We start from the raw sequence: 24,627 nt of genomic DNA, 5'->3' as shown, positions 1-24,627 counted from the left end.
TTATTTCTAATATATTTGGTTGAGAAACAATTACTCGGCAAAGTAAATGATATTCAACTAGTTCTGGTAAAACTATTATTGAATATCTTTAATCAAAAGTCAAGAGGCTCAGCAGAGTAATTGTATCCACAAATAAGGAATAACAATTATGACAGCTACCACAGAACTAGAATTAACTGAAATATTTGAACAAAATTTACCATTCAAACCCTACTGCTCAAACACTAAAGGGGCATTGCAAATAAGACCCAGAGCAACAGCCAAGAGCAAGAATTACATTCAATACAACGAACCAAACACCATTAGATGGCTAACCTATGATTGTGATTATGCTGGAGCTTTAGACCATATTGGACAGAACCAACTTCCAGCACCAAACATAGCCGCAGTCAATAAGAAGAACGGAAAAAGTCATTTATTCTATGGTTTAGAAAGTCCGGTTTGCATAACAGAAAATGGAAGGGAAAAGCCTAAAAGGTTTTTACAAGCTGTTAACTACTGTTTAAATGAGGCATTACTAGCTGACCAAGGATTCAGCCAATTTATCTCCAAGAACCCACTTACCAATGATTTATGGGATGTTTACGAGATAAAACCCACATTGTATGACTTGAATGAGTTCTTAGAATACTTCACACTTCCAGCCAAAACACCACACAAGGCAAAAATCATTGGAGTTGGAAGGAATGTCACATTATTTGAAAATGCCCGTAGATGGGCTTACAGACAGGTTCTGAGCTACAGAATCACAGGCAACAGACAAAGCTTCTATGAGGCTGTTTTACAGCACTGTGAGGATTTCAACACAGAGAACTTCCCTACCCCTTTGAACTTTGCCGAAGTTAAAGCTACAGCCAAGAGCATAAGCAAATGGACTTGGGAGAAGTACACAGCAAGATGGACAGACGAACAGTTCAGCCAAGTTCAATCCAAAAGGGGTAAATCTTCAGGTAAAGCTAGGATAGACAAAAGCTTTGAAAACAGGGTTATGGCGAACCTTTATAGCATGGTTGGTATGAGCCAGAAAGATATTGCAAATATTTTCAGAACTACACAAAAAACCATTTCATTATGGTGTTCAGATTAGAAATATACCTGAACCATATCAGATAACAGCCAAAGTGATTTTAAAAACCAAAACGGGAAAATTCATCTCAAATTAGAATAAATATCATGCGAAGCATAGACCCGAAGGGAGTGAAACGGTAGTGAAACAAAAAAGCGGAAATATTATTTCACCTTCCCGCTAAACAACCTCATACTTGACATAGCATTTCCAAATCTTTAATTAATTTTATACAAATTAAAGAAATGGAGAATTTATGAAGATTTTAAAATATGCCTTCCTTGGAGTAATTGCTCTACAAGCTGTAGGTTGTGCGATGGTAGCAGAGAAGACCAACACTCTTAACGAAGATGATGTCAGAAGATTATCAGCCAGATCAATTGGACACGAACCCGATACAGTTAAGGTGCTATCAAGAACAACTGAGGGAACAAATACATATGCAACCATCCAAACCAAAGATGGAAAACAATATTCTTGCACCATAAACGGAGGAAATTACTTATCCGGATTTATGGTCAACCCACCACAATGCATGAAGAAATAAGGAGAATATTATGAGCTACACATGTCCAAAATGCGGAAGTGATAATATTACAACCCATAGAAATATTTTTGAAGGCGGAACTTCCGATATAAACACTACAACAAGAGGCGGGGGTTTGGGTGGAGGTTCTGGTGGTATTGTTGGTGGTTTGATTGGTGCCAGTACTACAGGAAAAAGTCAGACCAAAGCGGCTTTAAAGTATTCACCACCAAGCAAAGCTGTCGGAGCTGTTTGGGGAGCTATTATTTTCAGTGTTATCTTATTTCTTCTTTTATTCAATGGAGCACCAGGAACAATTTCATTAATAACATTTGCTATTGTTGCAGGTTGTATTTTTTATTACAACCATCACAAGAAAAATGTGTATGCACCAAAATATGCTGAATGGGAACTAATGTGGCATTGCAATAGATGCGGAACTGATTTCAAAATCTAAAAATCCCCGAAAGGGGATTTTTCAATACTTCATGATATGAACTCTTGTTTCAGCATCACCTTCACTACACCATTCAGCAATCTTTGAAGTGAGAATTCCGTACTTGTAGCTTTCTTCAATATCAGATTTCAAAATAGAATATTTTTTGATTGGACGATAAGAACGATTTTCCATTTCAATCCTATCTTCAAACTCTTTAAATGACACATCATATGCTTCAGCCTCACCGTGATAAATTTCTTGAACAATCACAGGTGCAGACTTTTCCAGAAGTTCAAGAAGTGAGTCAGCTTCTACCACCTCACTCCTAAGCCTACGAGCAGTCCAAGAAGAAAAGAACATCACAAACTTTGACATAGAAGCTCCATCAGGTTGGTTGAAAGATACATTTTTATACCACAACCCTTACACCAAAATTAGACCGAGTTTTTTGAAGCTTGGTCTTTTTTTTCGTTGTACTTTTCAACAATTTTTTCCATGTACTGATTGAAAACTTTGCTCGGATTCTTGCCATTCTTTTTCAAAATATCTGAGAACCTATCAAACAAATCTTCATGCAAATACAGGGTTCTTTTTTTACTTTTTATCTCTGCTTTTTTGTTCGCCATAAACTATACCTCCAATTTACCCTAGAAAAATTATTCTTCAAAATCAATATATACCTCCAATTTCAAACCGGAGTTCAAAGTTGACTTCGGTATTTTTTTGAGCACAATAAATCAAGAGGAAACCAATTTTTAGCAAGGGGAATCATTCCACTAGTGGAAATGAATATTTTAGGGGTAAACCCCTAGCCCCTAACTAGTCGCAGGCGACCGAGAACAAGAATAAGAAAGAGGTCAGGAAATGGATATTAAGACAAAGAAAAAAGCCGGGCAAAGTGGTGATGATGGCAACAAAATTTTGAGGACAAAAAAGATTTGGCTGAATGTTTCTCCAGAAGAATATCAGAAAATATCTGAATATTTTGAAGCTTCATCACACAAAACTTTTGCTCATTTTTGTCGTGAAAAGTTGCTTGAAAAACCCGGAAAAGTTCAGCAGAAAAATAAAGTTATTTCTGAAGTTGTCCAGAGTATGTTCTATCAAAATAAGATTGGAACAAACATAAACCAGATAGCAAAAAGAGTGAACACACTCAAAAAAGATTATCCAGAATTAATCTCAGAACTTCAAAACGAGTTGGAAGAATTGAGGAGATTGAAGCTCAGTCTAATAACAGGTATCAACAAAGATTGAGGCAAAAATGATAATCAGTTTTTTTAACCACGGAACAGGAAAAGCAGCTAGTGCTATAAATTATTTATTCAGCAAGCATGACTCTGATGGCAAGCTCAGAGAACCACCAGCAGAGTTATTTTATGGTGATGCAGATATTACAAAGGTCTTGATAGACAGCAACCAAAGGAAGTTTAAATACACTTCAGGAGTGATTGCTTTTCGTGACCAAGAGAAGCCAACAGAGAGACAATTACAGCAGATAGTAAAGTCATTTTATGAAACCTTTGCCCCTGGATTAGGACCAGAAAAAGTAAATTCTCTTTTTGTCAAACATCAAGATAAAGGGAATATTGAACTACATTTTGTCATTCCAATGGTGGAGATTACCAGCATGAAACAATTCAACATTAACCCTCCTGGAAAATATTCCCAGATGTTGGTTAAAGATTTCCAAGCCATTTGGAACCATAAATTAGGCTATGACCAAATTCTTGAAGACCCTTTGAAAGCTCAGCTCAACAAGTTTGAAATGAAAGTTGACAAGGACGGAAAAGCCGCAAAGATAAAATCCAGAACAGGTTCTGAAATAGCCAAGTTAATCAGGTCTGGAAAGATTGAAAACAGAAACCAGCTTTGTGAATATTTGGAAAGTAAAGGAATACAAGTCACCAGAAAGGGTAATGATTATATTTCTGTGAAACTTCCAAACCAGAAGAAGGCTACAAGGCTTTATGGTCCAGTTTACAGCAAGAATGGCAATTACCCATCACTTGCCAAACAAGCTGATGAAATGGTTCAGCATAGCAAAAGACTGAATGATTTTCAGTTCTTTGATATTATCAAGAGAGTGAACAAGACCATTGAAGTCAGAAAAGAATTCAATGACAACACCTACAAAATAAAGCCCAAGAGAATTACCAAAGGTTATAGACCAAAAATCCAGAAGGAGAATTCTTCAAAAGTCCAGATTAGTAATTCAAAACCGATTGAACAACCACAAAGCTCAGTTGGTGAAAAGTTATCTCAACCTACCAAGAACAACACCAAGCAACGAAGGACAGGTTCGCAGAATGCGACAAACTCCCCTTCTACGAAGGTTATGAGCAATGGAGCAACCACAGGCATTAGAGCAAGCTTGGCTAGTGTTCAGAATAGTATTATTTCTGCACTTGCTGACCTGAGCAATGCCAAGACACCAGAAGAGAAAGCAAGCTTGGAAAGAAGACTTTCAGAACTCAGGGTGCAAGAAGCCAAACTTCAGTATGAGCTTGAAGAAGCTAAGAAGGCTGAGCTGAACCAGACCAACACCATCAGCAGACCAAGACCACGATGAAGCCTAGCTTTGGAAGTGTTGACATACTTCTGAACCTTAGTCAACCAACCACCAAAAATCCCGGCTGGTTTGCTCGGTCTTGGCTAAGGACAGGAGCTGGTTTTTAACCACTTTTAAACACCGGTGGTTAGGTGAAATCATAAGTTGTTGATTTTACTTATGATTTTCTTGTGGGCTGTATAGTATCACCCAAGACAGCCGAGCGCTGATGCACGCGCTGGAGGCCTGGCCCACACTGCGCACGCTGCACCGACCTTCCAACCTGGAAGACTTGTTCTTGAAGTTGACCGGACGCCAGATCCGAGAGGAAGGCTGATCATGAGTCAAATTCAAAACAACATCTGGGCCGCGCCCCGCTTGTCCATGCGCTGGTGGCCGGTGTTTCAGCGCAATTGGCTGGTCTGGAAAAAGCTCGCCATCCCCAGCCTGGTGGGCAACATCGCCGAGCCGCTCATGTGGCTGGTGGCCTTTGGCTATGGCCTGGGTTCGCTGGTCGGACAGATTGAGTTGGGCGGCGAGAAGGTGCCCTACATCTTGTTCCTGGCCAGCGGCAGCATCTGCATGAGCGCCATGAACGCGGCCACCTTTGAGGCGCTGTACTCGGCGTTCTCGCGCATGCATGTGCAAAAAACCTGGGACGGCATCATGAACGCCCCGGTGCGGCTGGATGACGTGGTGCTGGCCGAAATGCTGTGGGCCGCATTCAAGGCGCTGTTCACCGTCACGGCCATTTTGGGTGTGATGATGGCCCTGGGCATCAGCCACAGTTGGAAGCTTTTGGTGGCTTGGCCCGTGCTGCTGGGCGTGGGCATCACCTTCAGCTGCATGGCGCTGATCTTCAACGCGCTGGCCAAAGGCTACGACTTCTTCACCTACTACTTCACCCTGTTCCTCACACCCATGATGTTCCTCTCGGGCATCTTTTTTCCGCGAGAGCAACTGCCCAGCTTCGTTCGCGTGATCGCCGACTGGCTGCCGCTGTCGGTGGCGGTGGATTTGGTGCGGCCCTTGTTTTTGGACCGCTGGCCAGAGCATCCGCTGCGCAACGTGTTGGTGTTGGCGGGGTTTGCAGTGGTGTCGTTCTGGATTGCGTTGGCGTTGACCCGCAAGCGGTTCAGGAGTTGAGAATCGAGTGTCGCATCTTTCAGTGAGCAGCCAGATGGCGTGCAAACGCTTCTACCTTGGCTGACTGGCGTCTCTGTGGGGGGCTGATCAGGTGAACAGGCAAGGGCGGCGCTGGCCAGTCGGGCAACAGCACTTGCAACTCTCCGTTCTCCAGCTCTTTTTCGAACAGCCAGGTGGGCGAATAGCCAATCCCCATGCCTGACAGCACCGATGTGCGAATCACTTCACTGCTGTTGGTTTGCAGATTGCCTTGTGCGCGGACAGTGACCTGTATGCCCTCGGGTTCGGATGCGCCAGGTCCGGCACTGAATGTCCAGGCATTCTGGGTAGCGAGTTCCGAATAGACGATGCAATTGTGCTGCAGCAAGTCTTGCGGAACCTTTGGCGCTTTCAGGCCTTGGGGCAATGTGTTCAGGTAGTCGTGGCTGGCGAGTAGCAGGCGTTGGGTGGTGCCAATGCGCTTGGCCACCAAGGAGCTGTCGGCCAGTTCTCCGATCCGCACCGCCACATCGATGCCTTCTTCGACCAGGTCAATGAAGCCATCGTTGAGCCGCAGGTCCATTTTGACCTTGGGGTGTGCAGCGAGAAAACTTGTCACCAGGGGCATCAGTTTGAGTCGGCCGTAGCCCACCGAAGCGGCCACGCGCAGCCAGCCACTCAACTGCTGTTCGCCTTGTAACAACGCGGCCTCCGCTTCGGCGATTTCGGCCACCAGACGCCGCGCCTGCGCAAAATATCGCTCACCCGCCTCGGTCAGTGCCAACGAACGGGTGGTGCGGCTGAGCAGTTGGGCACCCAGCCCACGTTCAAGCGCTGCGACTTGTTTGCTCACGCCGCTTTGCGTGCTGCGTGTTTCGCGTGCCACGGCCGAAAAACTACCGCTTTCCACCACGCGCACAAAGGTCTGCATGGCTGCCAATTTGTCCATGGTTTTTCCTTATTCATTCTCAATTGGAATAAATATTAGTCCAGCATTTCATCTATTCCTTTTGAATGGATTGAATCACACTGCATGTTTTTGCTTCACAGCCCAACTTACAACAGGATTGAGCACTGAGGCGGGCACATGAACAAGGCTTCCCGATGAACACCCGCACCGTGTCACTCCTGCAGACCCGTCAGACCGATCCCGGCCAATTGGCCCGAGGCATTGCCGTGGGTCTGCTCGCTGCCAGCATCGGTGCGCTCTATACGGTGTTTGCCCGCTGGGGCATTGCCAAAGGTTTGTCGTCCCCAGACCTCACAGTGCTGCGCTTTGGTGTGGCGGGTATCTTGATGCTGCCCGTGCTGGTTTTGGCGTGTTGGCGCGACATGGCGCAATTCACCACGCGTTGGCGGGTTTGGTTGTCGGTGGCGCTGCTGGCGGGCACACCTTTTGGTCTTTTGATGTTTGGCGCCTTGCAATTTGCGCCTTCTAGCCATGCGGCGGTCTTCCCGTTCACCGCCATGAGCGTGATGGGCATGGTGCTGGGTGCAGTGGTGTTGGGGGACCGCATGACGTCGCGTCGTGTGGTGGGCATTGCCGTGGTATTGACGGGTCTGGTGTTGGTGTCCGGGGTGGATGCGTCCAGCCTGACCCCGCGTGCCGCGATCGGCGATGCCATGTTCCTGCTTGCCGGGACGCTGTGGGCGGGTTTTGGCATCGTGCTGCGCAAGCACAGGCTGGATCCGCTGCTGGCCACAGCGGTGATCTCGATCAGCGCTTTGCTCACCTATGTCCCCGCTTATGCGTGGTTCACAAAGGGGGAAGGTTTGGTCATGGCCGCGCCCTTTGTGTTGTGGGTAGAGGTGCTGGTGCAAGGCGTCATTGCAGGTGCGGGCACGCTGTACACCTATTCCAAAATGGTGTCGCTGCTTGGGCCTTCGCGTGCGGCGGTTTTTCCGGCACTGGCGCCTGGCTTGGCCGCCTTGATGGCCTGGCCTGTCTTGGGCCACGTGCCAGCGGTTGCGGAGGCCATCGGATTGCTCTTGGTCATGACCGGACTGATTGTTGCCGTCACAACTTCCGCCATTTCCACTCCAAAAGCCTGAGGGTTTGGCTCAGTCCAAGGTGCACTGTACTGAACGGATTCATTGAATGCCATTTGTCAACATGGCCGTTGGCGCAAGCACTTGCAAGCCATCGAGCACACCGTAAAAACGCGATGCCATGCCCACACCTGTGCCCATAAAGTACACTTTTGGGCCAGGGTCCTGATCAGTTGCCGGTAGTCGTAGTCGTAGTCAGTGGCAGCTGGTCCAATGCCAACGATCAAGCCAATGTGCATGGATGAACTCCTGAGTCAACGGTGACTTTTAGTGGGCCAAGTCAGTCTGGATGCCATCGCCTGGATGTATCAGTCGGGTTTTGCGGTATATATCGTTGATCACGACAAACTTTTTTGGTTCTTTTTTGAGCATGAAACAAAAATTCCTCATCGCCCTCGCCTGCGTGTCCTTGGGTGCATCTGCCCAGGTGAGCGTCAAAGTCAGAGAGGTCACCGCAAATGACGTGCAGAAGCTGTTCAAGATCAAGGCCTATGGTCCGGCGCGAGAAGTCGCCATTCAGTGCGCAACAGATCACGCAGATGTCAACTGCCAACTTCATGCTGCGGAGTTTTTACTCGCCGGCATTGGAGGTCCTGTCGATGCGCCGCGTGCAGCTGATTTTTTGAAAGCCAGTGCAGAACAAGGCAACCCAGCGGCACAAGCACTTCTTGGTAATCTCTATTTTCACGGAACAGGTGTGACTCAAGACCGGGTAGAGACAATCAAATGGTGGGAAAAGTCAGCGTCCAACTGCAATACGTGGGCCCAGAACGCCGTTGCAAGAACACTCTTTGAGGGTGAACATGTGCCCAAAGATCTTGTGTCTTCCTTCCATTGGGTTTCTGTGGCCGCTCACTTCAAGTTCCCCGGATCACACGATGGCGTTGAGGCGATTCGGCCATTGCTTGCCAAAGATCAATTGGCACAAGCTGAGCAAAGAACCGCCGACTTTATGAAGAAAAGCGGATGCGGAACCTCCAAACCTGTGGTTCGACACGAACCTTGAACGCCACGCTTGGGGTGCCCAGCAAGCCAGGTGACCCACACGTCAAGCTATTCAATCCGTCCGCGCATCGAAATGATGCTTTCTTTTCCGATGGCATGGATCAGAGGTGCGGGGTTGACTCGCAGGGTCAAGCAGATCGGGCGAGGTGATTACTTGGGGTTCGCATCAGCGGATGTTTCCGGCGTGCTCCCGATCACCACCACCGCATCGCTGACCAGCCCCTTGGCTTGGGGGTTTTTTTCAATGTCGGTTTTCATGTTGTCAATGCGCTCCACGCTGCTGGGGTGCGTTTTGAACAGGCTGGCCGTTTGACTGTCGCCCAGACTGAGCAATTTGGTGTGTGCCCGAATGGCACCAACGGGGTTGTAACCCGCGTTGACCATCCACTGCAGGCCTTCTCGGTCGGCTTCGCGCTCTTGGTCTCTTGAAAAGGAACGCGAGATCACTTTGGCCCCCAGTTGGCCAACGTCCTGCCCCAAGCTGCCAATGCCGAATTTGTAGCTCAACAATCCACCCACAGCGGCGCCCAAAACGCCCAATGCTTTGTTGCTTGTTTGGGTGTTTTCAATGTGGTTTTTGCCGTGGTGTGCAAACTCATGGGACATCACCGCCGCAATGGCGTCCCGGTCGTTTTCCATCAACGAAATCAGACCTTGGTTGAAAACAATCAGTTTTTCATCGTCTTTGCCAAGGGTGGCGTAGGCATTGACCTCATCGCTGTCGGACAACATCAGCCGGGTTTTCAGGCCACTGACTTTGCCCAGTTGCACATGGATGGCATTCAGGTCGCTTAAAAAACTTTGAAGGCTGGGGGACTTGACCGCGCCCATGGCCTTGTTCACATCGATGAACCGTTCGGCATAGGCAGGGGTGCAAAGCCAGGCCAGAGAAATGGCCACCATGGCGTGGCCGAGGGTGGGTTTGAAAGAGCGAGTCAAAGAAGGCTGTTGCATGGTGAAGTCAAAATAAATGAATTATAAATAATTACAAAAAATGAACATTCAAGATATTCCCAAAGCAGCGTGTTTGACGTGCGGGTGATGGGTCGCTGGCATGGGGCCTGACTGTCCCCGTTAAGATCAAAGGTTTTGAGCACCCCGCACTTTCAAGGAATGAAAACATGAGCATCCAGACCGTAGGCATCATTGGCGCAGGCACCATGGGCAATGGCATCGCACAGGCGTGTGCGGTGTCGGGCATTCAGGTGGTGATGGTCGACATCTCTGACGCGGCTGTGGCCAAAGGCGTGGCCACCGTGGCCAGCAGCTTGGACCGTCTGGTCAAGAAAGAAAAAATCAGTGAGGCCGACAAAGCCGCCGCGCTGGCCCGCATCCAAGGCTCCAGCAACTACGACGACCTCAAGGGTGCCCAGTTGGTCATTGAAGCCGCCACTGAAAACCACGAACTCAAGGTCAAGATCTTGAAGCAGCTCGACAGTCTGTTGGCCCCCAACGTGATCATCGCGTCCAACACCTCGTCGATTTCGATCACGCAACTGGCTGCGGCCACTCAGCGTGCGGACCGTTTCATCGGCATGCACTTCTTCAACCCCGTGCCGATGATGGCCTTGGTGGAAATCATCCGTGGCTTGCAGACCAGCGACGCCACGCACGACGCGGTGCACGACATGGCCTTGGCCCTGGGCAAGACACCCATCACTGTGAAAAACGCGCCCGGCTTTGTGGTCAACCGCATTTTGGTGCCCATGATCAATGAGGCTTTCTTTGTGCTGGGCGAAGGCCTGGCCGAGGCCGAAGCGATTGACGCGGGCATGAAGCTCGGCTGCAACCAGCCCATTGGCCCGCTGGCGCTGGCCGACATGATTGGCCTCGATGTGTGCCTGGCCGTGATGGAGGTCTACCTCAAAGAGTTCGGTGACAGCAAATACCGCCCCAGCCCACTGCTGAAGGAAATGGTGGCCGCAGGCCGCTTGGGCCGCAAGACCGGCCAAGGCGTTTACAAGTACTGAACTCGCTGGGTTGTGGGAGCGGCGCCCCCGCCGCGATGGGGCGTTCGCAGACCACGAGCCATCGCCCCGAGGGCGGGGCTCCTGCAAAGATGTCACTTCGGTGAATCTCGGGTTTTGGCCCTGGGCCTAACATGCGCCCATGAACACCACCCCCCACCCCGAAGGCCAGATCGACTGCACCGTGCACGGCGCAGTCCTGCAAATTTGCATCAACCGTCCTGCCAAACGCAACGGCTTCACACCCAAGATGTTCCGCGAGTTGGGCGAGGCCTACACCCGGCTCGACGACGACCCCGCCCTGCGTGTGGGCGTGCTGTGCGCGGCGGGGGACCATTTCACTGCCGGGCTGGATTTGCCCACCATCGCGCCGCTGATGCAGCGTGGCGAAAAGGCGGTGCCCTTGGGCCTGGTGGACCCGCTCAACCTGGGCATGGACGGCTACCGGCGACGCACCAAACCCATGGTGGCGGCGGTGCAGGGCATCACTTACACACTGGGCATCGAGCTGATGCTGGCGGCCGACATCGTGGTCGCGGCCGATGACTGCCGGTTTTCGCAGCTCGAGGTGCAGCGCGGCATCATGGCCACGGGCGGTGCCACGCTGCGCATGGCCGAGCGGGCGGGCATGGGCAATGCGCTTTTGCATTTGCTCACGGCCGATGTGTTTGACAGCGCTGAAGCCTTGCGCCTGAACTTTGTGCAAAAGGTGGTGCCTGTGGCGGGCCTGCTGGCCGAGGCCATGCGCATCGCCGGACAGATCGCGGCGCAAGCGCCGCTGGCGGTGGTGGCCACACGGCAAAACGTGCTCAAGGGCATTGAGCACGGTCCTCTGGTGGCCATGCACGACTTCATGTCGGTGCAGCAGCGCCTGTCGGCCAGCCAGGATGCCGCAGAAGGTGTTCGCTCGTTTGTGGAAAAACGCGAGTCACGATTTACCGGTTCCTGATGGGCGAGCATCGCCAGGGGGGTGACCGACAGTGCGGACAGCGCCGACCGAGATGGGCAATGGCTTTGTCTTGATGTCGGTCAAGAAGGTCAAGGCTTGCAGGGTGCAAGATTCGTTTCAGGCCCATCTGTGATGATGAGGACCCGAAATCTGTGAGGAGACCCCATGAGGCTGGCCATGTTGTCAGACTTGCACGCCAATCGCCAGGCGCTCAGTGCTTGCTTGAGTCATGCCCAGTCGCAAAGGGTGGATCGCTTTGCGTTTTTAGGGGATTTGGTCGGCTACGGTGCCGACCCAGCCTGGGTGTTAGAGCAGGTCATGGTCTTGCATGCGGAAGGGGCATGGGTGCTGCAGGGCAACCATGACGCCATGGCCGCAGCGCCCCCTGTGAGTGATGCTTCCATGGGTGCCAGCAGTGCCATGTGGACCCATGATCGCTTGAGCGTTTTGCAGCGTGACTTTCTCGCTGGACTGCCTTTGACCGCACGTCTTGATCATTTGTTGCTGGTGCACGCCAGTGCGCATCAACCCGAGGTTTGGCGCTACGTGGACAGTGAACGAGCCGCCAAAGCTTGTTTGGATGCCGCCGAGGGGCAAGCCGGTGATCACGGTCAACAGGCTTTGCATGTGCTGGTGGGCCATGTGCACCACCAGACTTTGTATTACCAGGGCGCTGGGCGCGGCCTGATGCCTTTCAAGCCCGTACCTGGCGTGGGCATACCGCTGCCACGTTCGCGTGCGTGTGTGGCCACGGTGGGCTCGGTCGGGCAGCCGCGCGATGGCGACCCCCGGGCCATGTACGCCATTTATGACCTGCAGATGAATCGCTTGACGTTTCACCGCGTGCCCTACGACCATGCCGCCGCTGCGCAGGCCATTCGGCAGGCCGGTTTGCCTGAATATTTTGCCCATCGACTGGAGACTGGACGTTGAAACTGCTGCAACCCGGTGAGGTCATCGACGGCTTCGAGATCGAAGAATGTGTGCACGCCGGTGGCATGGCGCACATCTACACCGTGCGTTACGCGCCTGCTGAAGATGGCAGCCGACGCGAATCTGAATTTCCCATGGCGATGAAAATCCCGCGCATGACCGCAGGCGACGGGGCCGAGAACATCATCAGTTTCGAGATCGAGCACCAAATCATGCCCACGCTCACGGGGCCGCATGTGCCGCGCTTTGTGGCGGCGGGTGATTTGTCACGCATCCCCTATTTGGTCATGGAATACGTGCAGGGGCAAACCTTGCAGCATTGGCTGGACCGGGGTGGGCCGCTCTCGCCTGAAGAGGTCGCCCGTTTGGGGTCGGCCATGGCCAAGGCCGCGCACAGCCTGCACCGCCAGAATGTGTGCCACCTTGACCTGAAACCTGCGAATGTGCTGATCCGGCCCGATGGCTCGGCCCTGCTGCTCGACTTTGGCTTGTCGTGCCATGCACATTACCCGGATTTGCTGGCCGAAGAGTTGCGCAAGGCCGTGGGCTCGCCGATCTGGATTGCGCCAGAACAGGTGGTGGGCGTGCGGGGCGATCCGCGCAGCGATGTGTTTGCCATTGGCGTGATGCTGTACCAGCTGGCCACGGGTGAGGCCCCCTTTGGTGAACCCGCCACCGCAGGCGGCATCCGCCAGCGCTTGTGGATGGACCCGGTTCCGCCGCGAAAACGCCGCCCTGAAATGCCCGAGTGGCTGCAAGAGGTCATCTTGCGCTGCCTGGCCCCCGTGGCGGCAGAGCGCTACCCCTCGGCCGCGCACTTGGCGTTTGACCTGACGCACACCCAAGACATCCGCATAACCCAACGTGGCAGGCAGACCCAAGGCACGGGCTTTTGGGTGCACTTCAAACGCTGGCTGCGTGCGGCGGGCATGCAGTACCAGCCCAGCCCCTTGCCCTCGCAGCAGATCCAGCAGGTGCCCATTGTCATGGTGGCCGTGCCCTACAAAGATGCCAGTGATGCCACGCTTTACTCATTGCGCGAGGCCGTGTCGCGTTCCTTGGGTCTGCGGCCAGGGGCTCGGCTAGCGTGCGTGACCGTGATTGGTTCGGGCGAAACCAGCACGACCGAGTCGCACAAAAATGAAACCAGCGTGCACCGTTGGCACCTCACGCGTTTGCAGCAGTGGGCCCAGCCGCTGGACCTGCGCGACCACCAGACCTCGTTCCATGTGCTGGAGTCGGACGATGTGGCCGATGCACTGGTTAAGTACGCTGAAGGCAATCACGTCAGCATGGTCATCATGGGTGCGGCCACGCACGGACTGCAAATGCAGCGCTTTGTGGCCACGGTGCCGATCAAGGTGGCCATGGAGGCACCCTGCACGGTGATCTTGGTCAAGCAAAGTTTGCCTTTCGAGCAACTGGTCAGCGTTTGAGGTCTGGGGCGTGCGCCACAATCGCTGCATGACCGATGCCCACGCCTTGCACCCCTACGCCGAACTCACCCCCGACCGGGTGATGGACGCCCTGACCGATCTGGGCCTGTGGCCTGACGGCCGTTTGCTGGCGCTCAGCTCTTACGAAAACCGCGTGTACCGTGCGCACCTGGACGAACCCGTTCAGGGCAGCGCGGCCGTGGTCCTCAAGTTTTACCGGCCCGGCCGCTGGAGCCGGGCACAGATTCAGGAAGAACACGACTTTGCGGCCGAGTTGCTGGCGGCCGAAGTGCCTGTGGTGCCACCTCTGGTGCTGAACGGCCAGACCCTGCACCAAAGCGCCGGATTTGATTTTTCAGTTAGCCCTTTGCGCGGCGGTCGCACGCCGGAGCTGGACGATTTTGAAGTGCTCGAATGGATCGGCCGTTTTCTGGCCCGCATCCACACCGTGGGCGCGGCCAAGCCCTTTGTGCACCGCCCCACACTCGATGTGCAGACCTTTGCGCTGGAGCCCGCCGAGTGGCTGCAAACGCACCAAATGATCCCGCTGGAAGTTGAGCGCGAATGGCGCGAGGCCTTTGCTGCGGCGCTGGCGCTGGTGCAAGAAAAAATGGCAGAAGGTGCCTCAGAACGACGCTTGATTCGCCTGCACGGCGACTGCCACCCGGGCAATATTTTGTGGACACCCACCGAGCTGCCCGGCGGGGGCCCGCACTTTGTGGACCTGGACGACGCCCGCATGGGCCCGGCCGTGCAAGACCTGTGGATGCTGCTGTCGGGCGACCGGGCGCAGCGCACGCAGCAACTGTCGGCTTTGCTCGATGGTTATGAGCAAGTGCGCGATTTTGACCGAGCCGAGTTGCGCTTGATCGAGCCGCTGCGCACCTTGCGTTTGATCCACTACAGCGCATGGTTGGCACGGCGTTGGGAAGACCCGATTTTTCCGGTCAACTTTCCCTGGTTCGGCACGCCCGACTACTGGCGCGGCCAGGTGCTGATGCTGCAAGAGCAAGTCGAGCAGATGCAGGAAGCGCCGCTGGTGGTGTGAGCGCACCACAGCGCGCCACGGTGATTTGCAGGTCGGCGGCTTTAGCCCCGACGTTGACGGTGATTCAGACCAGTGTCGGGGCTAAAGCCGCCGACCTACGGGGGTGCAGCAGGTTTGCAGGCTCAAGCGTGCAGGCCTTGTTTGTAAAACTTGCCGTCCTTCATGATCGACAGGATGTTCTCGCCCTGACCCAACAGGCATGAGATGTCGGCCAATGGGTTGCCTTGCACCAGCAGCAAGTCGGCCTTGGCACCGGGTTTGATCACGCCCAATTGGCCCGGCATGTTGAGCAGTTCGGCCGCGTTCACCGTGGCTTGTTGCAAGGTCGCGCCTGCGCCCAAAATGCCGGCGCGGATGCGCAGTTCTTCGGATTGGTGGCGGTGTGATTCGCCCAGCAAGTCGGTGCCCAGCGCCATCTTGACACCGGCCTTTGCCAAAATCTCCAGCGCCTTTTGGCCCTGGCTGCGCACGGTTTCGATTTTGGCCACCGACACGGGCGGCAGGCCCAGGCTGGCACCCTCGTTGGCCAAAGCCTCGTAGGTGATCAGGGTGGGTACCATGAATGCGCCACGCTCGGCCATGAAGGTGCAGGTGTCGGCGTCGATCAGGTTGCCGTGCTCGATGCTGCGCACGCCAAAGTCCACCGCACGGCGGATCGCCTTGGGCGTGTAGGCGTGGGCCATGACATAGGTGCCCGCGTGCTCGGCTTCGTCCACGATGGCGCAGATCTCGCCCTCGGAGTAGCCCAGGTAGTGGATCGGGTCGTTGGGCGAAGCCACGCCACCCGAGGCCATGATCTTGATCTGGTTGGCACCCTTCATGATCTCTTCGCGCACGGCCAAGCGCACGTTGTCCACCCCATCGACCACACGCGCCAGCGCCCCCACACGGGTGGAGCAGGCGCAGGTTTCGAGTTCGTCACTGCGCGGGCGGCCGTCGCCATGGCCGCCGGTTTGCGACAGGGCGCGGCCAGCGGCAAAAATGCGAGGCCCCTCGACCAGGTCGGTGCGGGTGGCTTCGGCCAGGTTCCAGTCGGCCCCCCCGGCGTCGCGCACGGTGGTGAAGCCGCGCATCAGCATGCCCTTCATGATGGGGATGGCCCGCAAGGTCGCAAACACATTGGGCTGCTGGCTGTTGTAGGTCAGGTTCAGGTGTGAGGCGATCACATGCACATGGCAGTCGATCAGGCCGGGCATCAGGGTCAGGCCCTGGGCCGAGAGGGTTTGTGCGCCTTCGGGCACGGGCAGTTTGGGGCCCACGGCCTGAATCAGTCCATCCAGGACCCACACATCGGTGTCGGGCAAAAATTTCAGTGTTTCAACATCCAGCACATTGGCCGATTGGATCAGGATCGAGGTCATACAGCGTTTCAAAAAATGCCAAAGCACGGTGCGTCGACATGAGGAAGCAAAGACGATCATCTCAGCCGTTCATGCCCTTGGACACCGCATAAACCCTAGGTTTTCTGCCTTGCGCCTGCCCAGCCTGCTGCCTAGAATGAAATGTCAAACAACCAAGACAGGAATCTGCATGTTGAAACCCATCCTTCGCACCACACGCTTGCTCGCGCTGGCCTGTGGTTTGTCCACGACGCTGGTCTTCGTGAGTGCCGTGCAGGCCAACGAACTCAGGTGGGCCGCTCAAAACGACATCCTGACGCTGGACCCGCACGCGCAAAACCACGCCACCACCAACAACATCGTGGGCCATGCCTACGAACCCCTGGTGCGCTACGACCGCAACTACAAGGTCGAGCCTTCTCTGGCCACCAGCTGGCAGGTGGTCAACCCCACCACGGTGCGTTTCAACCTGCGCAAGAATGTGAAATTCCAGGATGGCTCGGCCTTCACCGCCGACGACGTTCTGTTCTCTTTTGACCGCATCCGCCAGCCACAAGGCACCATGCAAATTTATGTGGCCGGTGTCAAAGGCATCACCAAGATCGACGACCACACCATTGACGTCGTGCTGGACAAACCCAACCCGACCTTGCTCAACAGCTTCACCACCTTCTTCATCATGAGCAAGGCCTGGGCGGTGAAGAACAAGTCCGAAAAAGTGCAGGACTACAAGGCCAAGGAAATCACCTTCGCCTCCACCAACGCCAACGGCACTGGCCCGTATGTCATCAAGGAGTGGGTGGCCGATCAGCGCCTGGTCATGACCGCCAACAAGTCCTGGTGGGACAAGTTGCCTGGCAACGTGACCGATGTGGTCTACACCCCCATCAAATCCGACCCCACCCGCATCGCTGCTTTGTTGGCGGGTAACGTGGACATCGTGACCGACTTGCCCACACAAGACGTGGCCCGCCTGCGCTCCACTCCGGCTTTGTCGGTGCTCGATGGCCCGGAAGTGCGCACCATTTTCATTGGCGTGGACCAAGGCTCCAACGAATTGAAATACGGCTCCAAAGGCCCCAACCCCTTCAAGGATGTGCGCGTGCGCAAAGCCTTGAACATGTCGATTGACCGGGTGGCCATCCAGCGCAGCATCATGCGCGGCCTGTCGGTGCCAGCGGCCATCATGGTGGCGCCTGGCGTCAATGGCCACACAGCCGAGTTGGACAAGGTCTCCCCGCCTGACCTGGACGGTGCCAAAAAACTGCTGGCCGATGCCGGTTACGCCAATGGCTTTGACTTCACCCTCGACTGCCCCAACAACCGCTACGTGAACGACGAAGAGGTGTGTCAGGCCGTGGTCAACATGTGGGCCAAAGTGGGCATCCGCGCCAAGCTCAATGCCACCAACTTCAGCAGCTTCATTGTCAAAGTCCAAAACTTTGACTCCAGCGCCTACCTGCTGGGCTGGGGTGTGGCCACTTACGACGCGCAGTACTCTCTGCAGTCCCTGGTCATGACCCGCACCACGGGCTCGGATGGCAACTTCAACTTCCTGAAGATCAGCAACGCCAAGGTGGACGCCCTGACCGAAGCCATGAAGACCGAAATGGACAAGACCAAGCGCGACAACATGCTCAAGGAAGCCTTGGCCATCACGCGCGACGAAGCCCTGTATGTGCCCCTGCACCACCAGATGCGCCCTTGGTCCATGAAGAAGAACGTGAGCATCGCGCACAATTCCAACGATGCGCCCAAGATGTACTACGCCACCGTCAGCAAGTGATCTTGTGTTGACCCACCCTGTCCCGCCCGCGCGGGGCAGGGTTTCAAGCGCGAACGGGGCCATGCGCCCCACGGGGCTTGCAGCCACGCAGAGCCACCATGCCTTCGCCTTCTTCCCCCTTCTCTGACACGTCCCGCTCCGGCACACCTTGGCTGGGCTTTGCCATCGTCGGTTGTGGTGCCGCCATCGCCCCGCTCGACTTTGCGGTCAACATGGCCTTTCCGGCCATGACCGAGGCCTTTGCCTTGGCTACAGCCGACATCCGCTGGGTGGCGGTTTGTTATGTCATCACGTACGGCAGCCTGATGTTGTTTTGTGGTGTCTTGGGGGATCGGTGGGGGCACTTGCGCGTGTTTCGCTGGGGTTTGTGGGTGTCGGCGCTGGCTTTGGGGGTGTGTTCTGTTGCCCCGGCCTACGGCTGGTTGTTGGCCGGGCGGGTTTTGCAGGGCATTGGCGTGGCGCTGACTTTGTCTTGCGCACCTGCGTTGGCCATGCGTTTGCTGGGGGATGGACAGCGTACGCGTGCACTGTCCATCTACGGTGCCATGTTTGCCGCAGCGGGTTTGCTGGCCCCGTTTTTGGGAGGCTTGAGCATGCGGTATGTCGGTTGGTCCGGAGTTTACGGATTCAGGGTCCCGATTGTGTTGTTGGCCGTGCTGTGTACACCTGGGTTGGCCCGTCATTTGCGTGCGCAAACATTGAGTGCACCAGGCCAGGGTAACCCCTCGGTCAGCGTCATGGGCCTGTGGCAGCTGATGCGGCGCAATGCAGATTTTGCAGGTGTCAATCTGGCCAGTGTGGGGGTCCAGTTTTGCAGTTTCACCGTCGCCCTGAGTTTGCCCTATGCCTTGCCTGCAGCAGGTTGGAGTGACGTGCACAGTGGTGCCATGCTGTCACTTTGGGCTTTGGGCGTGTTGGCCGGTTCGGGTTTGACGCCTGTATTGCTGCGCCGCATGGATCTTCGGGGTGTGGGCCATGTGGCGCTGTTGGCGATGGCTTTGGGGCTGACTTGGGCGGGTGCCCTGTCGATGACGCAAGCTTGGCCATTCATGGCTTTGGCCTTGTCGCTCCAGGGTCTGGGTTTGGGGGTGTTCCAGGTGGCCTATGCCGAGCAAGTGGTGGCCACCTTGCCGGACTCTGCGCGGGGGCTGTCGGGCAGTTTGACCCTGGTGACCCGCACCGTGGGCATTGTGGGTGCCGCCATGATTTGGCTATGGCTGATGGATGTGTTGCAAACCCGGGCTTTGGCGCACGGTGCTTCCAGTGCGCAGGCCATTTGGGCGGGCACCTTGGGTCTCATGTCGTGGGCGGCAGTCTTGGTTTGGGTGATGGTCTTTTGGCGTGTGGTGCAAGTACTTTTTGCCAGTCGCTGATTGCGCACCTTGTGTGGCCTTGCCAAAAGGGTCACCGGGGTGTGGATGTGTGGGAGTGCTGTACAGCACGGGTGCACCTCCAATGGTCAGCCGATCAGGCGCATGTGTTTGACCGTGTCAGCGGTCGTCGGCTGGCCTGGGGTGCTTGACGGTGGCATGACTCCCCATCGGGACTTGGGGGTCAACGGGTGGTGAGGCGTTCGGTGTTTCGAACCCGCCAAAACAACCAGCTCGCAATGCACAGGTTGAGCAAGTTCCACGCGATGCCATTCAAAAACGCCGCGTGGTAACTGCCTGTCAGGTCAAACACCCAGCCCGACATCCAGCCCCCCAAGGCCATGCCCACCAAAGTGGCCATGATGACAGCGCCCACCCGGGCACCGGCTTCTTTGGGGTCAAAGTGTTCGCGGATGATGATCGCGTAGGCCGGCACGATGCCGCCCTGAAACAGCCCGAACATGGCCGAGACGATGTACAAGGGCACCATGCCATCAAACGGCAAAAACATCAGCAGCGCCACACCCTGCAACATGGAGCCCAGCAGCAATGTGCGGATGCCGCCGATGCGGTCACTGATCACGCCAAACACCAAGCGGCTGACGATGCCGCTGGCCAACATGAGCGAAAGCATTTCGGCCCCGCGTGCCGCGCCAAACCCTAAGTCGGTGCAATAGGCCACGATGTGCACCTGCGGCATGGACATGGCCACGCAACACGCCACCCCCGCCACACACAACAAGCCTTGCGCCAAAGAGGGCTTGAGGCCAAACGGACGGCTGCGGTCCAGCACCGGCGCGTTCGCGTTGGCCGATGTGAGGGTCACCAGTGGCGGGCGCTGGCGCATGCGTGTGGCCAGCAAAAACATGCCCACGCCGCAAAAAATGCCCAGCATGATGTAGGTCTGACGCCAGCCGATGGTCTCCACCCCGCGCTGCACCAGCGGCGGCCAGATCGTGCCCGCGATGTAATTGCCACTGGCGCAAATGGCCACCGCAATGCCCCGGCGGCGGTTCCACCACAAAGCGGTGTCGGCCATCAGGGGCGCAAAGGTGGACGAGCTGCCCACAAAGCCCATCAGCGCATGCGCCAAGCCAAAAGCCCAAATGCTGCCCGACATGCCCGCCCACACAAAACCGCCACACACCGCCAGCGCACCCACCCACAGCACGGGCATCAAGCCGTGCCGGTCGGCCATGCGGCCCGTGAGCAAACCGCCTAGGCCCAAACTGATCATCATCAGCGTGTAAGGCAGCGAAGCATCGGCCCGGCCCACCCCAAACTCGGCCTGCACCTCCGGCAGCACCACCGACACGATGTACATGCTGCTGTTGCCCAGCACCACCAGCCCCAGCGTGACCAGCAAACGCCAGGCGGCTTGACGGGAATCAATGAGGGCAGGGTCGGCGGGAAGGGTGTTCATTCTGACAATTTAGCCGATGGACGATGGGGCGGTTGTCTTTTGGGTTACTGGGCACCGATGCGGGGTTCCCACAAAATGCAAGGCAATGTCCCTGTAGGAGCGACGCCCCCGTCGCGAAAATTCTCGCAGACCACCAAGAATCGCCCCGAGGGCGGGGCTCCCACAAAAAGCAGGGCATCTCCCTGTAGGAGCGACGCCCCCGTCGCGAAAATCCTCGCAGACCACCAACAATCGCCCCGAGGGCGGGGCTCCTACAAAATGCAGGGCAATGTCCCCGTAGGAGCGACGCCCCCGTCGCGAAAAGCCCCGCAGACCACCAACAATCGCCCCGAGGGCGGGGCTCCCACACAAAGCAGGGCATCTCCCTGTAGGAGCGACGCCCTCGTCGCGAAAATCCTCGCAGACCACCAACAATCGCCCCGAGGGCGAGGCTCCCATAAAAAGACCCTCGCCCCGAGGGCGGGGCTCCCACACTGATCGCAGAGCTCGTCGCCATGCCAAGAAAAGCCTTTCACTTCAAACTGAACAGGGCCGGATCAACAAGGGTGCCCGCTCCTTGTTGGGCAGTCATCTATTGGACAGTTCGCAGGCATTCGAGCCTGTACGCTGGTGGCTTCAAAATTCAGGAGTGCCCATGAACGACCGTGCCCAATTTATTCGCATGCAAGACAGCACACAGCAAGACTGGGCCCTGATTGCCGGGGAGTTCATGCAATTCACCAAGTCGCTGCCCGACCGCGTGATCGCGCACTTGAAGCTGCTCGACGGTGACTACGGTGGCTTTCCGGTGGACCGCTACACCCACTGCCTGCAAACCGCCACCCGTGCCTTGCGCGACGGGCGTGATGATGAATACGTGGTGTGTGCATTGCTGCACGACATCGGGGACACGCTGGGCACCTTCAACCACCCGGACATTGCGGCTGCCGTCCTCAAGCCCTTTGTGTCTGAAGCCAATTTGTGGATGGTGCAAAACCACGGCATTTTTCAGGGCTACAACTTTTTCCACCACATCGGCATGGACCGCCACATGCGCGACATGTTCAAAGACCACCCCCACTACGCCCGCACCGAAGAGTTCATTGCGCTATACGACGATCCGGCATTTGATTCAAGCTACGACACACTGCCCATCGAAACCTTTGAGCCCCTGCTGCGCAAGGTGATGTCCCAGCCGGTGAACTCGGTCTACAAGGAGGCTTTGAAGGCCTGAGCTTATTGATTCGGCCCAATGGTATTTGCATCAATGCTTTTATGTGGGAGCGGCGCCCTCGCCGCGATAGAGCCTCGCAGACCACCACACATCGCTCAGTCCGCAGGGCCCCCTCACTGATCGCAGAGTTTATCGCTGTACCCAAGATAAGCCTTTCACATCAAACTTCACAAGGCCGAATCAACAGAGCAGCTCCAAAGGACGACCCGCATTCCGGGGCTTAAGAGTGCTTGTCGCCGTGCTCGGGCACATTTTTTACAAATCTAAGTTTGAAACTTCGATTTGTAAGAACCCAAGCCCGTCAAGGGTTTGCAGGGCATCAGAGACAAAAAAGCCCCGCCAGATGCAAGTCCGGCAGGGCTTTTTGTTGGAGCAGATGCCGATCAGCTCAGCAAAGCATTCACCCGCTTCACATAAGCCGCAGGGTCTGCGGGCAAGCCGCCTTCGGCCAGCAGGGCCTGGTCAAACAGGATGTGGGCCAGGTCGTGGAAGTGGACCGAGCCGTCGAGCTTTTTGACCAGCGCGTGCTCGGGGTTGACCTCGAGCACGGGCTTGACTTCAGGGGCGCTTTGCCCAGCTTGCTTGAGCATGCGGGCGAGCTGCATGCTCATGCCGTCGTCGGTCACCACCAGGCAGGCGGGGCTGTCCACCAAGCGGCTGGTCACGCGCACGTCTTCGGCTTTGTCTTTGAGCGCTTCTTTGAGCTTGGCCAACACGGGTTTGAAGGTTTCGGCCGCGTCTTCGGCGGCTTTCTTCTCTTCTTCGTCTTGCAACTTGCCCAGGTCAAACGCGCCTTTGGCCACGCTTTGCAACGGGGTGCCGTCAAACTCGTGCACAAAGTTCAGCGCCCACTCGTCCACGCGGTCGGTCATCAGCAGCACTTCGATGCCTTTTTTCTTGAAGACTTCGAGCTGCGGGCTGTTTTTGGCGGCCGCCAGGGTGTCGGCGGTGATGTAGTAAATCGCGTCCTGGCCATCCTTCATGCGGGCTTTGTAGTCGGCAAAGCTGACACTCACGGTGTCGTGGGTCGATGAGGCAAAACGCAGCAGCTTGGACAGGCGGTCTTTGTTGGCAAAGTCTTCGCCCAGGCCTTCTTTGAGCACCGCGCCGAACTCTGCGTAGAACTTGGAATACTGGCCGATCTTGGCTTTGTCTTCGTCGCTCAGAACGTCAGTGACTTCTGCACTCGCCTGAGGTGCCTTGTCATGTTTGGCCAAATCTTCCAGCATCGACAACACGCGTTTGGTGCAGCCTTCGCGGATGGCTTTCACGTCGCGGCTTTCTTGCAGCAACTCGCGGCTCACGTTCAGCGGCAGGTCGGCGGAATCCACCACGCCCTTCACAAAGCGCAGGTAGCTGGGCATCAGCGCTTCGGCTTCGTCCATGATGAACACGCGCTTCACATACAGCTTGATGCCCGCCTTCTTGTCGCGGTTCCACAGGTCTTGCGGTGCCTTGGACGGGATGTAGAGCAGCTGGGTGTATTCGGTGCTGCCTTCCACGCGGTTGTGCGTCCAGGTCAGCGGGGCTTCAAAGTCGCGGCTGATCTGTTTGTAAAAATCAGCATACTGCTCGTCGGTGATGTCTTTCTTGGAGCGGGTCCACAAAGCGCTGGCTTTGTTGATGGTTTCCCACTCGCCGGTCTTGACCATGCCGCCGGGTTGACGGCCACCTTCTTCGTTGTTCGGCTCGATCAAATCGCCGTCTTTCCACTCTTCCTTTTCCATCAGGATGGGCAGGCTGATGTGGTCAGAGTATTTGCCGACGATTTCTTTCAGCTTCCAAGTGTTGGCGTAGTCCAGCGCTTCTTCGCGCAGGTGCAGGATCACGCTGGTGCCGCGCTCGTTGCGGGTAATGGTTTCGACCTCGAAGTCGCCCGTGCCACCGCTGATCCAGCGCACGCCTTCGGCTGCTGCCGCGCCTGCACGGCGGGTTTCAACGGTGATCTTGTCGGCCACGATGAAGCCTGAGTAAAAGCCCACGCCGAACTGGCCGATCAGCTGCGCGTCTGACTTCTGGTCGCCGCTCAGCTTGCTCACGAAGTCTTTGGTGCCGCTCTTGGCAATCGTGCCCAAGTGGTCGATGGCTTCTTGCGCCGTCATGCCGATGCCGTTGTCGGTGATGGTCAGCGTCTTGGCGGCTTTGTCGAAGGACAAGCGCACTTGCAAGTCGGGCGCGTCTTCGTACAGGCCGTTGTTGTTCAGCGCTTCAAAGCGCAGCTTGTCGCAGGCGTCCGAGGCGTTGGAGATCAGCTCGCGTAAAAAGATCTCTTGGTTGGAATACAGCGAGTGGGTGACCAAGTGCAGCAGTTGCGCGACTTCGGCCTGAAAGGCATGGGTTTGTTTGCTCATATCAATTCAAAGGGGTAAAAAACAAAAGATCAAAAAACCAAAACGCCCAT

22 protein-coding genes and 1 pseudogene are annotated in these 24,627 nt (G+C 55.5%); 17 read left to right on the top strand and 6 right to left on the bottom strand.

The window, feature by feature from the left end; genetic code table 11:
- Positions 1 to 148: 148 nt before the first annotated feature.
- From B9Z48_RS18255 to B9Z48_RS21445, 3 genes are all read left to right on the top strand, one after another.
- Complete coding sequence (locus B9Z48_RS18255; RefSeq protein WP_108380217.1) at positions 149 to 1,087, top strand: replication initiation protein; 939 nt, start codon at positions 149 to 151, stop codon at positions 1,085 to 1,087.
- A 235-nt stretch (positions 1,088 to 1,322) separates the two neighbouring features.
- Positions 1,323 to 1,613, top strand: a complete 291-nt coding sequence (locus B9Z48_RS21450; protein WP_146186327.1) for a hypothetical protein — start codon at positions 1,323 to 1,325, stop codon at positions 1,611 to 1,613.
- Between the two features lie 10 nt (positions 1,614 to 1,623).
- Positions 1,624 to 2,049 (top strand): hypothetical protein, encoded by a 426-nt coding sequence (locus B9Z48_RS21445; RefSeq protein WP_146186326.1) that lies wholly within the window; start codon positions 1,624 to 1,626, stop codon positions 2,047 to 2,049.
- A gap of 21 nt (positions 2,050 to 2,070) precedes the next feature.
- On the opposite strand, the gene B9Z48_RS18250 is transcribed toward B9Z48_RS21445, so the two are convergent.
- Positions 2,071 to 2,406, bottom strand: a complete 336-nt coding sequence (locus tag B9Z48_RS18250; RefSeq protein ID WP_108380216.1) for a hypothetical protein — start codon at positions 2,404 to 2,406, stop codon at positions 2,071 to 2,073.
- Between the two features lie 489 nt (positions 2,407 to 2,895).
- Here B9Z48_RS18250 and mobC point away from each other — a divergent pair, with 489 nt between their 5' ends.
- The 4 genes and pseudogenes from mobC to B9Z48_RS18230 all read left to right on the top strand — a co-directional run bounded on the left by mobC (position 2,896) and on the right by B9Z48_RS18230 (position 5,728).
- A complete protein-coding gene (gene mobC, locus B9Z48_RS18245; protein WP_108380215.1) occupies positions 2,896 to 3,288 on the top strand; it encodes a plasmid mobilization relaxosome protein MobC in 393 nt (130 codons plus the stop codon).
- Positions 3,289 to 3,295: 7 nt separating this feature from the next.
- Positions 3,296 to 4,603: a relaxase/mobilization nuclease domain-containing protein gene (locus B9Z48_RS18240; protein ID WP_108380214.1), complete on the top strand. Its 1,308-nt coding sequence runs from the start codon at positions 3,296 to 3,298 to the stop codon at positions 4,601 to 4,603.
- 187 nt (positions 4,604 to 4,790) lie between these two features.
- Positions 4,791 to 4,919 (top strand): annotated as a pseudogene (locus B9Z48_RS18235) (nodulation factor ABC transporter ATP-binding protein NodI); the annotation flags it as partial.
- Between the two features lie 2 nt (positions 4,920 to 4,921).
- Positions 4,922 to 5,728, top strand: a complete 807-nt coding sequence (locus tag B9Z48_RS18230; protein WP_108380213.1) for an ABC transporter permease — start codon at positions 4,922 to 4,924, stop codon at positions 5,726 to 5,728.
- Positions 5,729 to 5,747: 19 nt separating this feature from the next.
- Here the strand turns inward: B9Z48_RS18230 and B9Z48_RS18225 are convergent, their stop codons facing one another.
- Positions 5,748 to 6,656, bottom strand: a complete 909-nt coding sequence (locus tag B9Z48_RS18225) for a LysR family transcriptional regulator (protein ID WP_108380212.1) — start codon at positions 6,654 to 6,656, stop codon at positions 5,748 to 5,750.
- A gap of 155 nt (positions 6,657 to 6,811) precedes the next feature.
- Between B9Z48_RS18225 and B9Z48_RS18220 the strand changes: the two genes are divergently transcribed.
- Both B9Z48_RS18220 and B9Z48_RS18210 read left to right on the top strand, forming a co-directional pair.
- Positions 6,812 to 7,759, top strand: coding sequence for a DMT family transporter (locus B9Z48_RS18220; RefSeq protein WP_108380211.1), 948 nt, complete (start codon positions 6,812 to 6,814; stop codon positions 7,757 to 7,759).
- Positions 7,760 to 8,126: 367 nt separating this feature from the next.
- The gene (locus B9Z48_RS18210) at positions 8,127 to 8,762 is read left to right on the top strand and encodes a tetratricopeptide repeat protein (RefSeq protein ID WP_158273313.1); all 636 of its coding nucleotides are present in this window, start codon (positions 8,127 to 8,129) and stop codon (positions 8,760 to 8,762) included.
- 149 nt (positions 8,763 to 8,911) lie between these two features.
- Here B9Z48_RS18210 and B9Z48_RS18205 read toward each other — a convergent pair whose 3' ends face one another.
- The gene (locus B9Z48_RS18205) at positions 8,912 to 9,715 is read right to left on the bottom strand and encodes a M48 family metallopeptidase (protein WP_089962486.1); all 804 of its coding nucleotides are present in this window, start codon (positions 9,713 to 9,715) and stop codon (positions 8,912 to 8,914) included.
- A 167-nt stretch (positions 9,716 to 9,882) separates the two neighbouring features.
- Between B9Z48_RS18205 and B9Z48_RS18200 the strand changes: the two genes are divergently transcribed.
- The 5 genes from B9Z48_RS18200 to B9Z48_RS18180 all read left to right on the top strand — a co-directional run bounded on the left by B9Z48_RS18200 (position 9,883) and on the right by B9Z48_RS18180 (position 15,094).
- Positions 9,883 to 10,731: a 3-hydroxybutyryl-CoA dehydrogenase gene (locus B9Z48_RS18200; RefSeq protein WP_089962483.1), complete on the top strand. Its 849-nt coding sequence runs from the start codon at positions 9,883 to 9,885 to the stop codon at positions 10,729 to 10,731.
- A gap of 139 nt (positions 10,732 to 10,870) precedes the next feature.
- Positions 10,871 to 11,677: a crotonase/enoyl-CoA hydratase family protein gene (locus B9Z48_RS18195; RefSeq protein WP_089962480.1), complete on the top strand. Its 807-nt coding sequence runs from the start codon at positions 10,871 to 10,873 to the stop codon at positions 11,675 to 11,677.
- A gap of 165 nt (positions 11,678 to 11,842) precedes the next feature.
- Entirely contained in the window at positions 11,843 to 12,610 is a 768-nt protein-coding gene (locus tag B9Z48_RS18190; RefSeq protein WP_089962476.1) for a metallophosphoesterase, read from the top strand.
- Positions 12,607 to 14,046 carry a bifunctional serine/threonine-protein kinase/universal stress protein gene (locus B9Z48_RS18185; RefSeq protein ID WP_089962472.1) on the top strand — a complete coding sequence of 480 codons (1,440 nt, stop codon included), beginning with the start codon at positions 12,607 to 12,609 and terminating at the stop codon, positions 14,044 to 14,046. Before B9Z48_RS18190 ends, B9Z48_RS18185 begins: the two co-directional genes overlap by 4 nt.
- Positions 14,047 to 14,074: 28 nt before the next feature.
- Positions 14,075 to 15,094, top strand: a complete 1,020-nt coding sequence (locus B9Z48_RS18180; RefSeq protein ID WP_089962468.1) for a serine/threonine protein kinase — start codon at positions 14,075 to 14,077, stop codon at positions 15,092 to 15,094.
- Positions 15,095 to 15,216: 122 nt separating this feature from the next.
- Here the strand turns inward: B9Z48_RS18180 and B9Z48_RS18175 are convergent, their stop codons facing one another.
- Positions 15,217 to 16,455, bottom strand: coding sequence for an amidohydrolase family protein (locus B9Z48_RS18175; RefSeq protein ID WP_089962465.1), 1,239 nt, complete (start codon positions 16,453 to 16,455; stop codon positions 15,217 to 15,219).
- A gap of 169 nt (positions 16,456 to 16,624) precedes the next feature.
- Between B9Z48_RS18175 and B9Z48_RS18170 the strand changes: the two genes are divergently transcribed.
- Together B9Z48_RS18170 and B9Z48_RS18165 are read left to right on the top strand one after the other, a co-directional pair.
- Complete coding sequence (locus B9Z48_RS18170; protein WP_089962607.1) at positions 16,625 to 18,220, top strand: ABC transporter substrate-binding protein; 1,596 nt, start codon at positions 16,625 to 16,627, stop codon at positions 18,218 to 18,220.
- 98 nt (positions 18,221 to 18,318) lie between these two features.
- On the top strand, positions 18,319 to 19,593 hold the full coding sequence (locus tag B9Z48_RS18165) for an MFS transporter (RefSeq protein WP_146186325.1): 1,275 nt from the start codon (positions 18,319 to 18,321) through the stop codon (positions 19,591 to 19,593).
- 181 nt (positions 19,594 to 19,774) lie between these two features.
- Here the strand turns inward: B9Z48_RS18165 and B9Z48_RS18160 are convergent, their stop codons facing one another.
- Positions 19,775 to 21,013 (bottom strand): MFS transporter, encoded by a 1,239-nt coding sequence (locus B9Z48_RS18160; protein ID WP_089962458.1) that lies wholly within the window; start codon positions 21,011 to 21,013, stop codon positions 19,775 to 19,777.
- Positions 21,014 to 21,647: 634 nt separating this feature from the next.
- Between B9Z48_RS18160 and B9Z48_RS18155 the strand changes: the two genes are divergently transcribed.
- Entirely contained in the window at positions 21,648 to 22,226 is a 579-nt protein-coding gene (locus B9Z48_RS18155) for an HD domain-containing protein (protein WP_108380210.1), read from the top strand.
- 383 nt (positions 22,227 to 22,609) lie between these two features.
- Here the strand turns inward: B9Z48_RS18155 and htpG are convergent, their stop codons facing one another.
- On the bottom strand, positions 22,610 to 24,577 hold the full coding sequence (gene htpG, locus B9Z48_RS18150) for a molecular chaperone HtpG (protein ID WP_108380209.1): 1,968 nt from the start codon (positions 24,575 to 24,577) through the stop codon (positions 22,610 to 22,612).
- Positions 24,578 to 24,627: the final 50 nt, after the last annotated feature.

The organism is Limnohabitans sp. WS1 (genome assembly GCF_003063265.1).
Classification (GTDB): domain Bacteria; phylum Pseudomonadota; class Gammaproteobacteria; order Burkholderiales; family Burkholderiaceae_C; genus Limnohabitans_A.
Note: the sequence above shows the minus strand (reverse complement) of the source record. Positions and strands in the feature narration are given on the sequence as shown.

Coding starts and splice junctions, on each gene's coding strand:
- B9Z48_RS18255 (WP_108380217.1), top strand. CDS start 149: ATGACAGCTACCACAGAACTAGAATTAACTGAAATATTTGAACAAAAT.
- B9Z48_RS21450 (WP_146186327.1), top strand. CDS start 1,323: ATGAAGATTTTAAAATATGCCTTCCTTGGAGTAATTGCTCTACAAGCT.
- B9Z48_RS21445 (WP_146186326.1), top strand. CDS start 1,624: ATGAGCTACACATGTCCAAAATGCGGAAGTGATAATATTACAACCCAT.
- B9Z48_RS18250 (WP_108380216.1), bottom strand. CDS start 2,406: ATGTCAAAGTTTGTGATGTTCTTTTCTTCTTGGACTGCTCGTAGGCTT.
- mobC (WP_108380215.1), top strand. CDS start 2,896: ATGGATATTAAGACAAAGAAAAAAGCCGGGCAAAGTGGTGATGATGGC.
- B9Z48_RS18240 (WP_108380214.1), top strand. CDS start 3,296: ATGATAATCAGTTTTTTTAACCACGGAACAGGAAAAGCAGCTAGTGCT.
- B9Z48_RS18230 (WP_108380213.1), top strand. CDS start 4,922: ATGAGTCAAATTCAAAACAACATCTGGGCCGCGCCCCGCTTGTCCATG.
- B9Z48_RS18225 (WP_108380212.1), bottom strand. CDS start 6,656: ATGGACAAATTGGCAGCCATGCAGACCTTTGTGCGCGTGGTGGAAAGC.
- B9Z48_RS18220 (WP_108380211.1), top strand. CDS start 6,812: ATGAACACCCGCACCGTGTCACTCCTGCAGACCCGTCAGACCGATCCC.
- B9Z48_RS18210 (WP_158273313.1), top strand. CDS start 8,127: ATGAAACAAAAATTCCTCATCGCCCTCGCCTGCGTGTCCTTGGGTGCA.
- B9Z48_RS18205 (WP_089962486.1), bottom strand. CDS start 9,715: ATGCAACAGCCTTCTTTGACTCGCTCTTTCAAACCCACCCTCGGCCAC.
- B9Z48_RS18200 (WP_089962483.1), top strand. CDS start 9,883: ATGAGCATCCAGACCGTAGGCATCATTGGCGCAGGCACCATGGGCAAT.
- B9Z48_RS18195 (WP_089962480.1), top strand. CDS start 10,871: ATGAACACCACCCCCCACCCCGAAGGCCAGATCGACTGCACCGTGCAC.
- B9Z48_RS18190 (WP_089962476.1), top strand. CDS start 11,843: ATGAGGCTGGCCATGTTGTCAGACTTGCACGCCAATCGCCAGGCGCTC.
- B9Z48_RS18180 (WP_089962468.1), top strand. CDS start 14,075: ATGACCGATGCCCACGCCTTGCACCCCTACGCCGAACTCACCCCCGAC.
- B9Z48_RS18175 (WP_089962465.1), bottom strand. CDS start 16,455: ATGACCTCGATCCTGATCCAATCGGCCAATGTGCTGGATGTTGAAACA.
- B9Z48_RS18170 (WP_089962607.1), top strand. CDS start 16,625: ATGTTGAAACCCATCCTTCGCACCACACGCTTGCTCGCGCTGGCCTGT.
- B9Z48_RS18165 (WP_146186325.1), top strand. CDS start 18,319: ATGCCTTCGCCTTCTTCCCCCTTCTCTGACACGTCCCGCTCCGGCACA.
- B9Z48_RS18160 (WP_089962458.1), bottom strand. CDS start 21,013: ATGAACACCCTTCCCGCCGACCCTGCCCTCATTGATTCCCGTCAAGCC.
- B9Z48_RS18155 (WP_108380210.1), top strand. CDS start 21,648: ATGAACGACCGTGCCCAATTTATTCGCATGCAAGACAGCACACAGCAA.
- htpG (WP_108380209.1), bottom strand. CDS start 24,577: ATGAGCAAACAAACCCATGCCTTTCAGGCCGAAGTCGCGCAACTGCTG.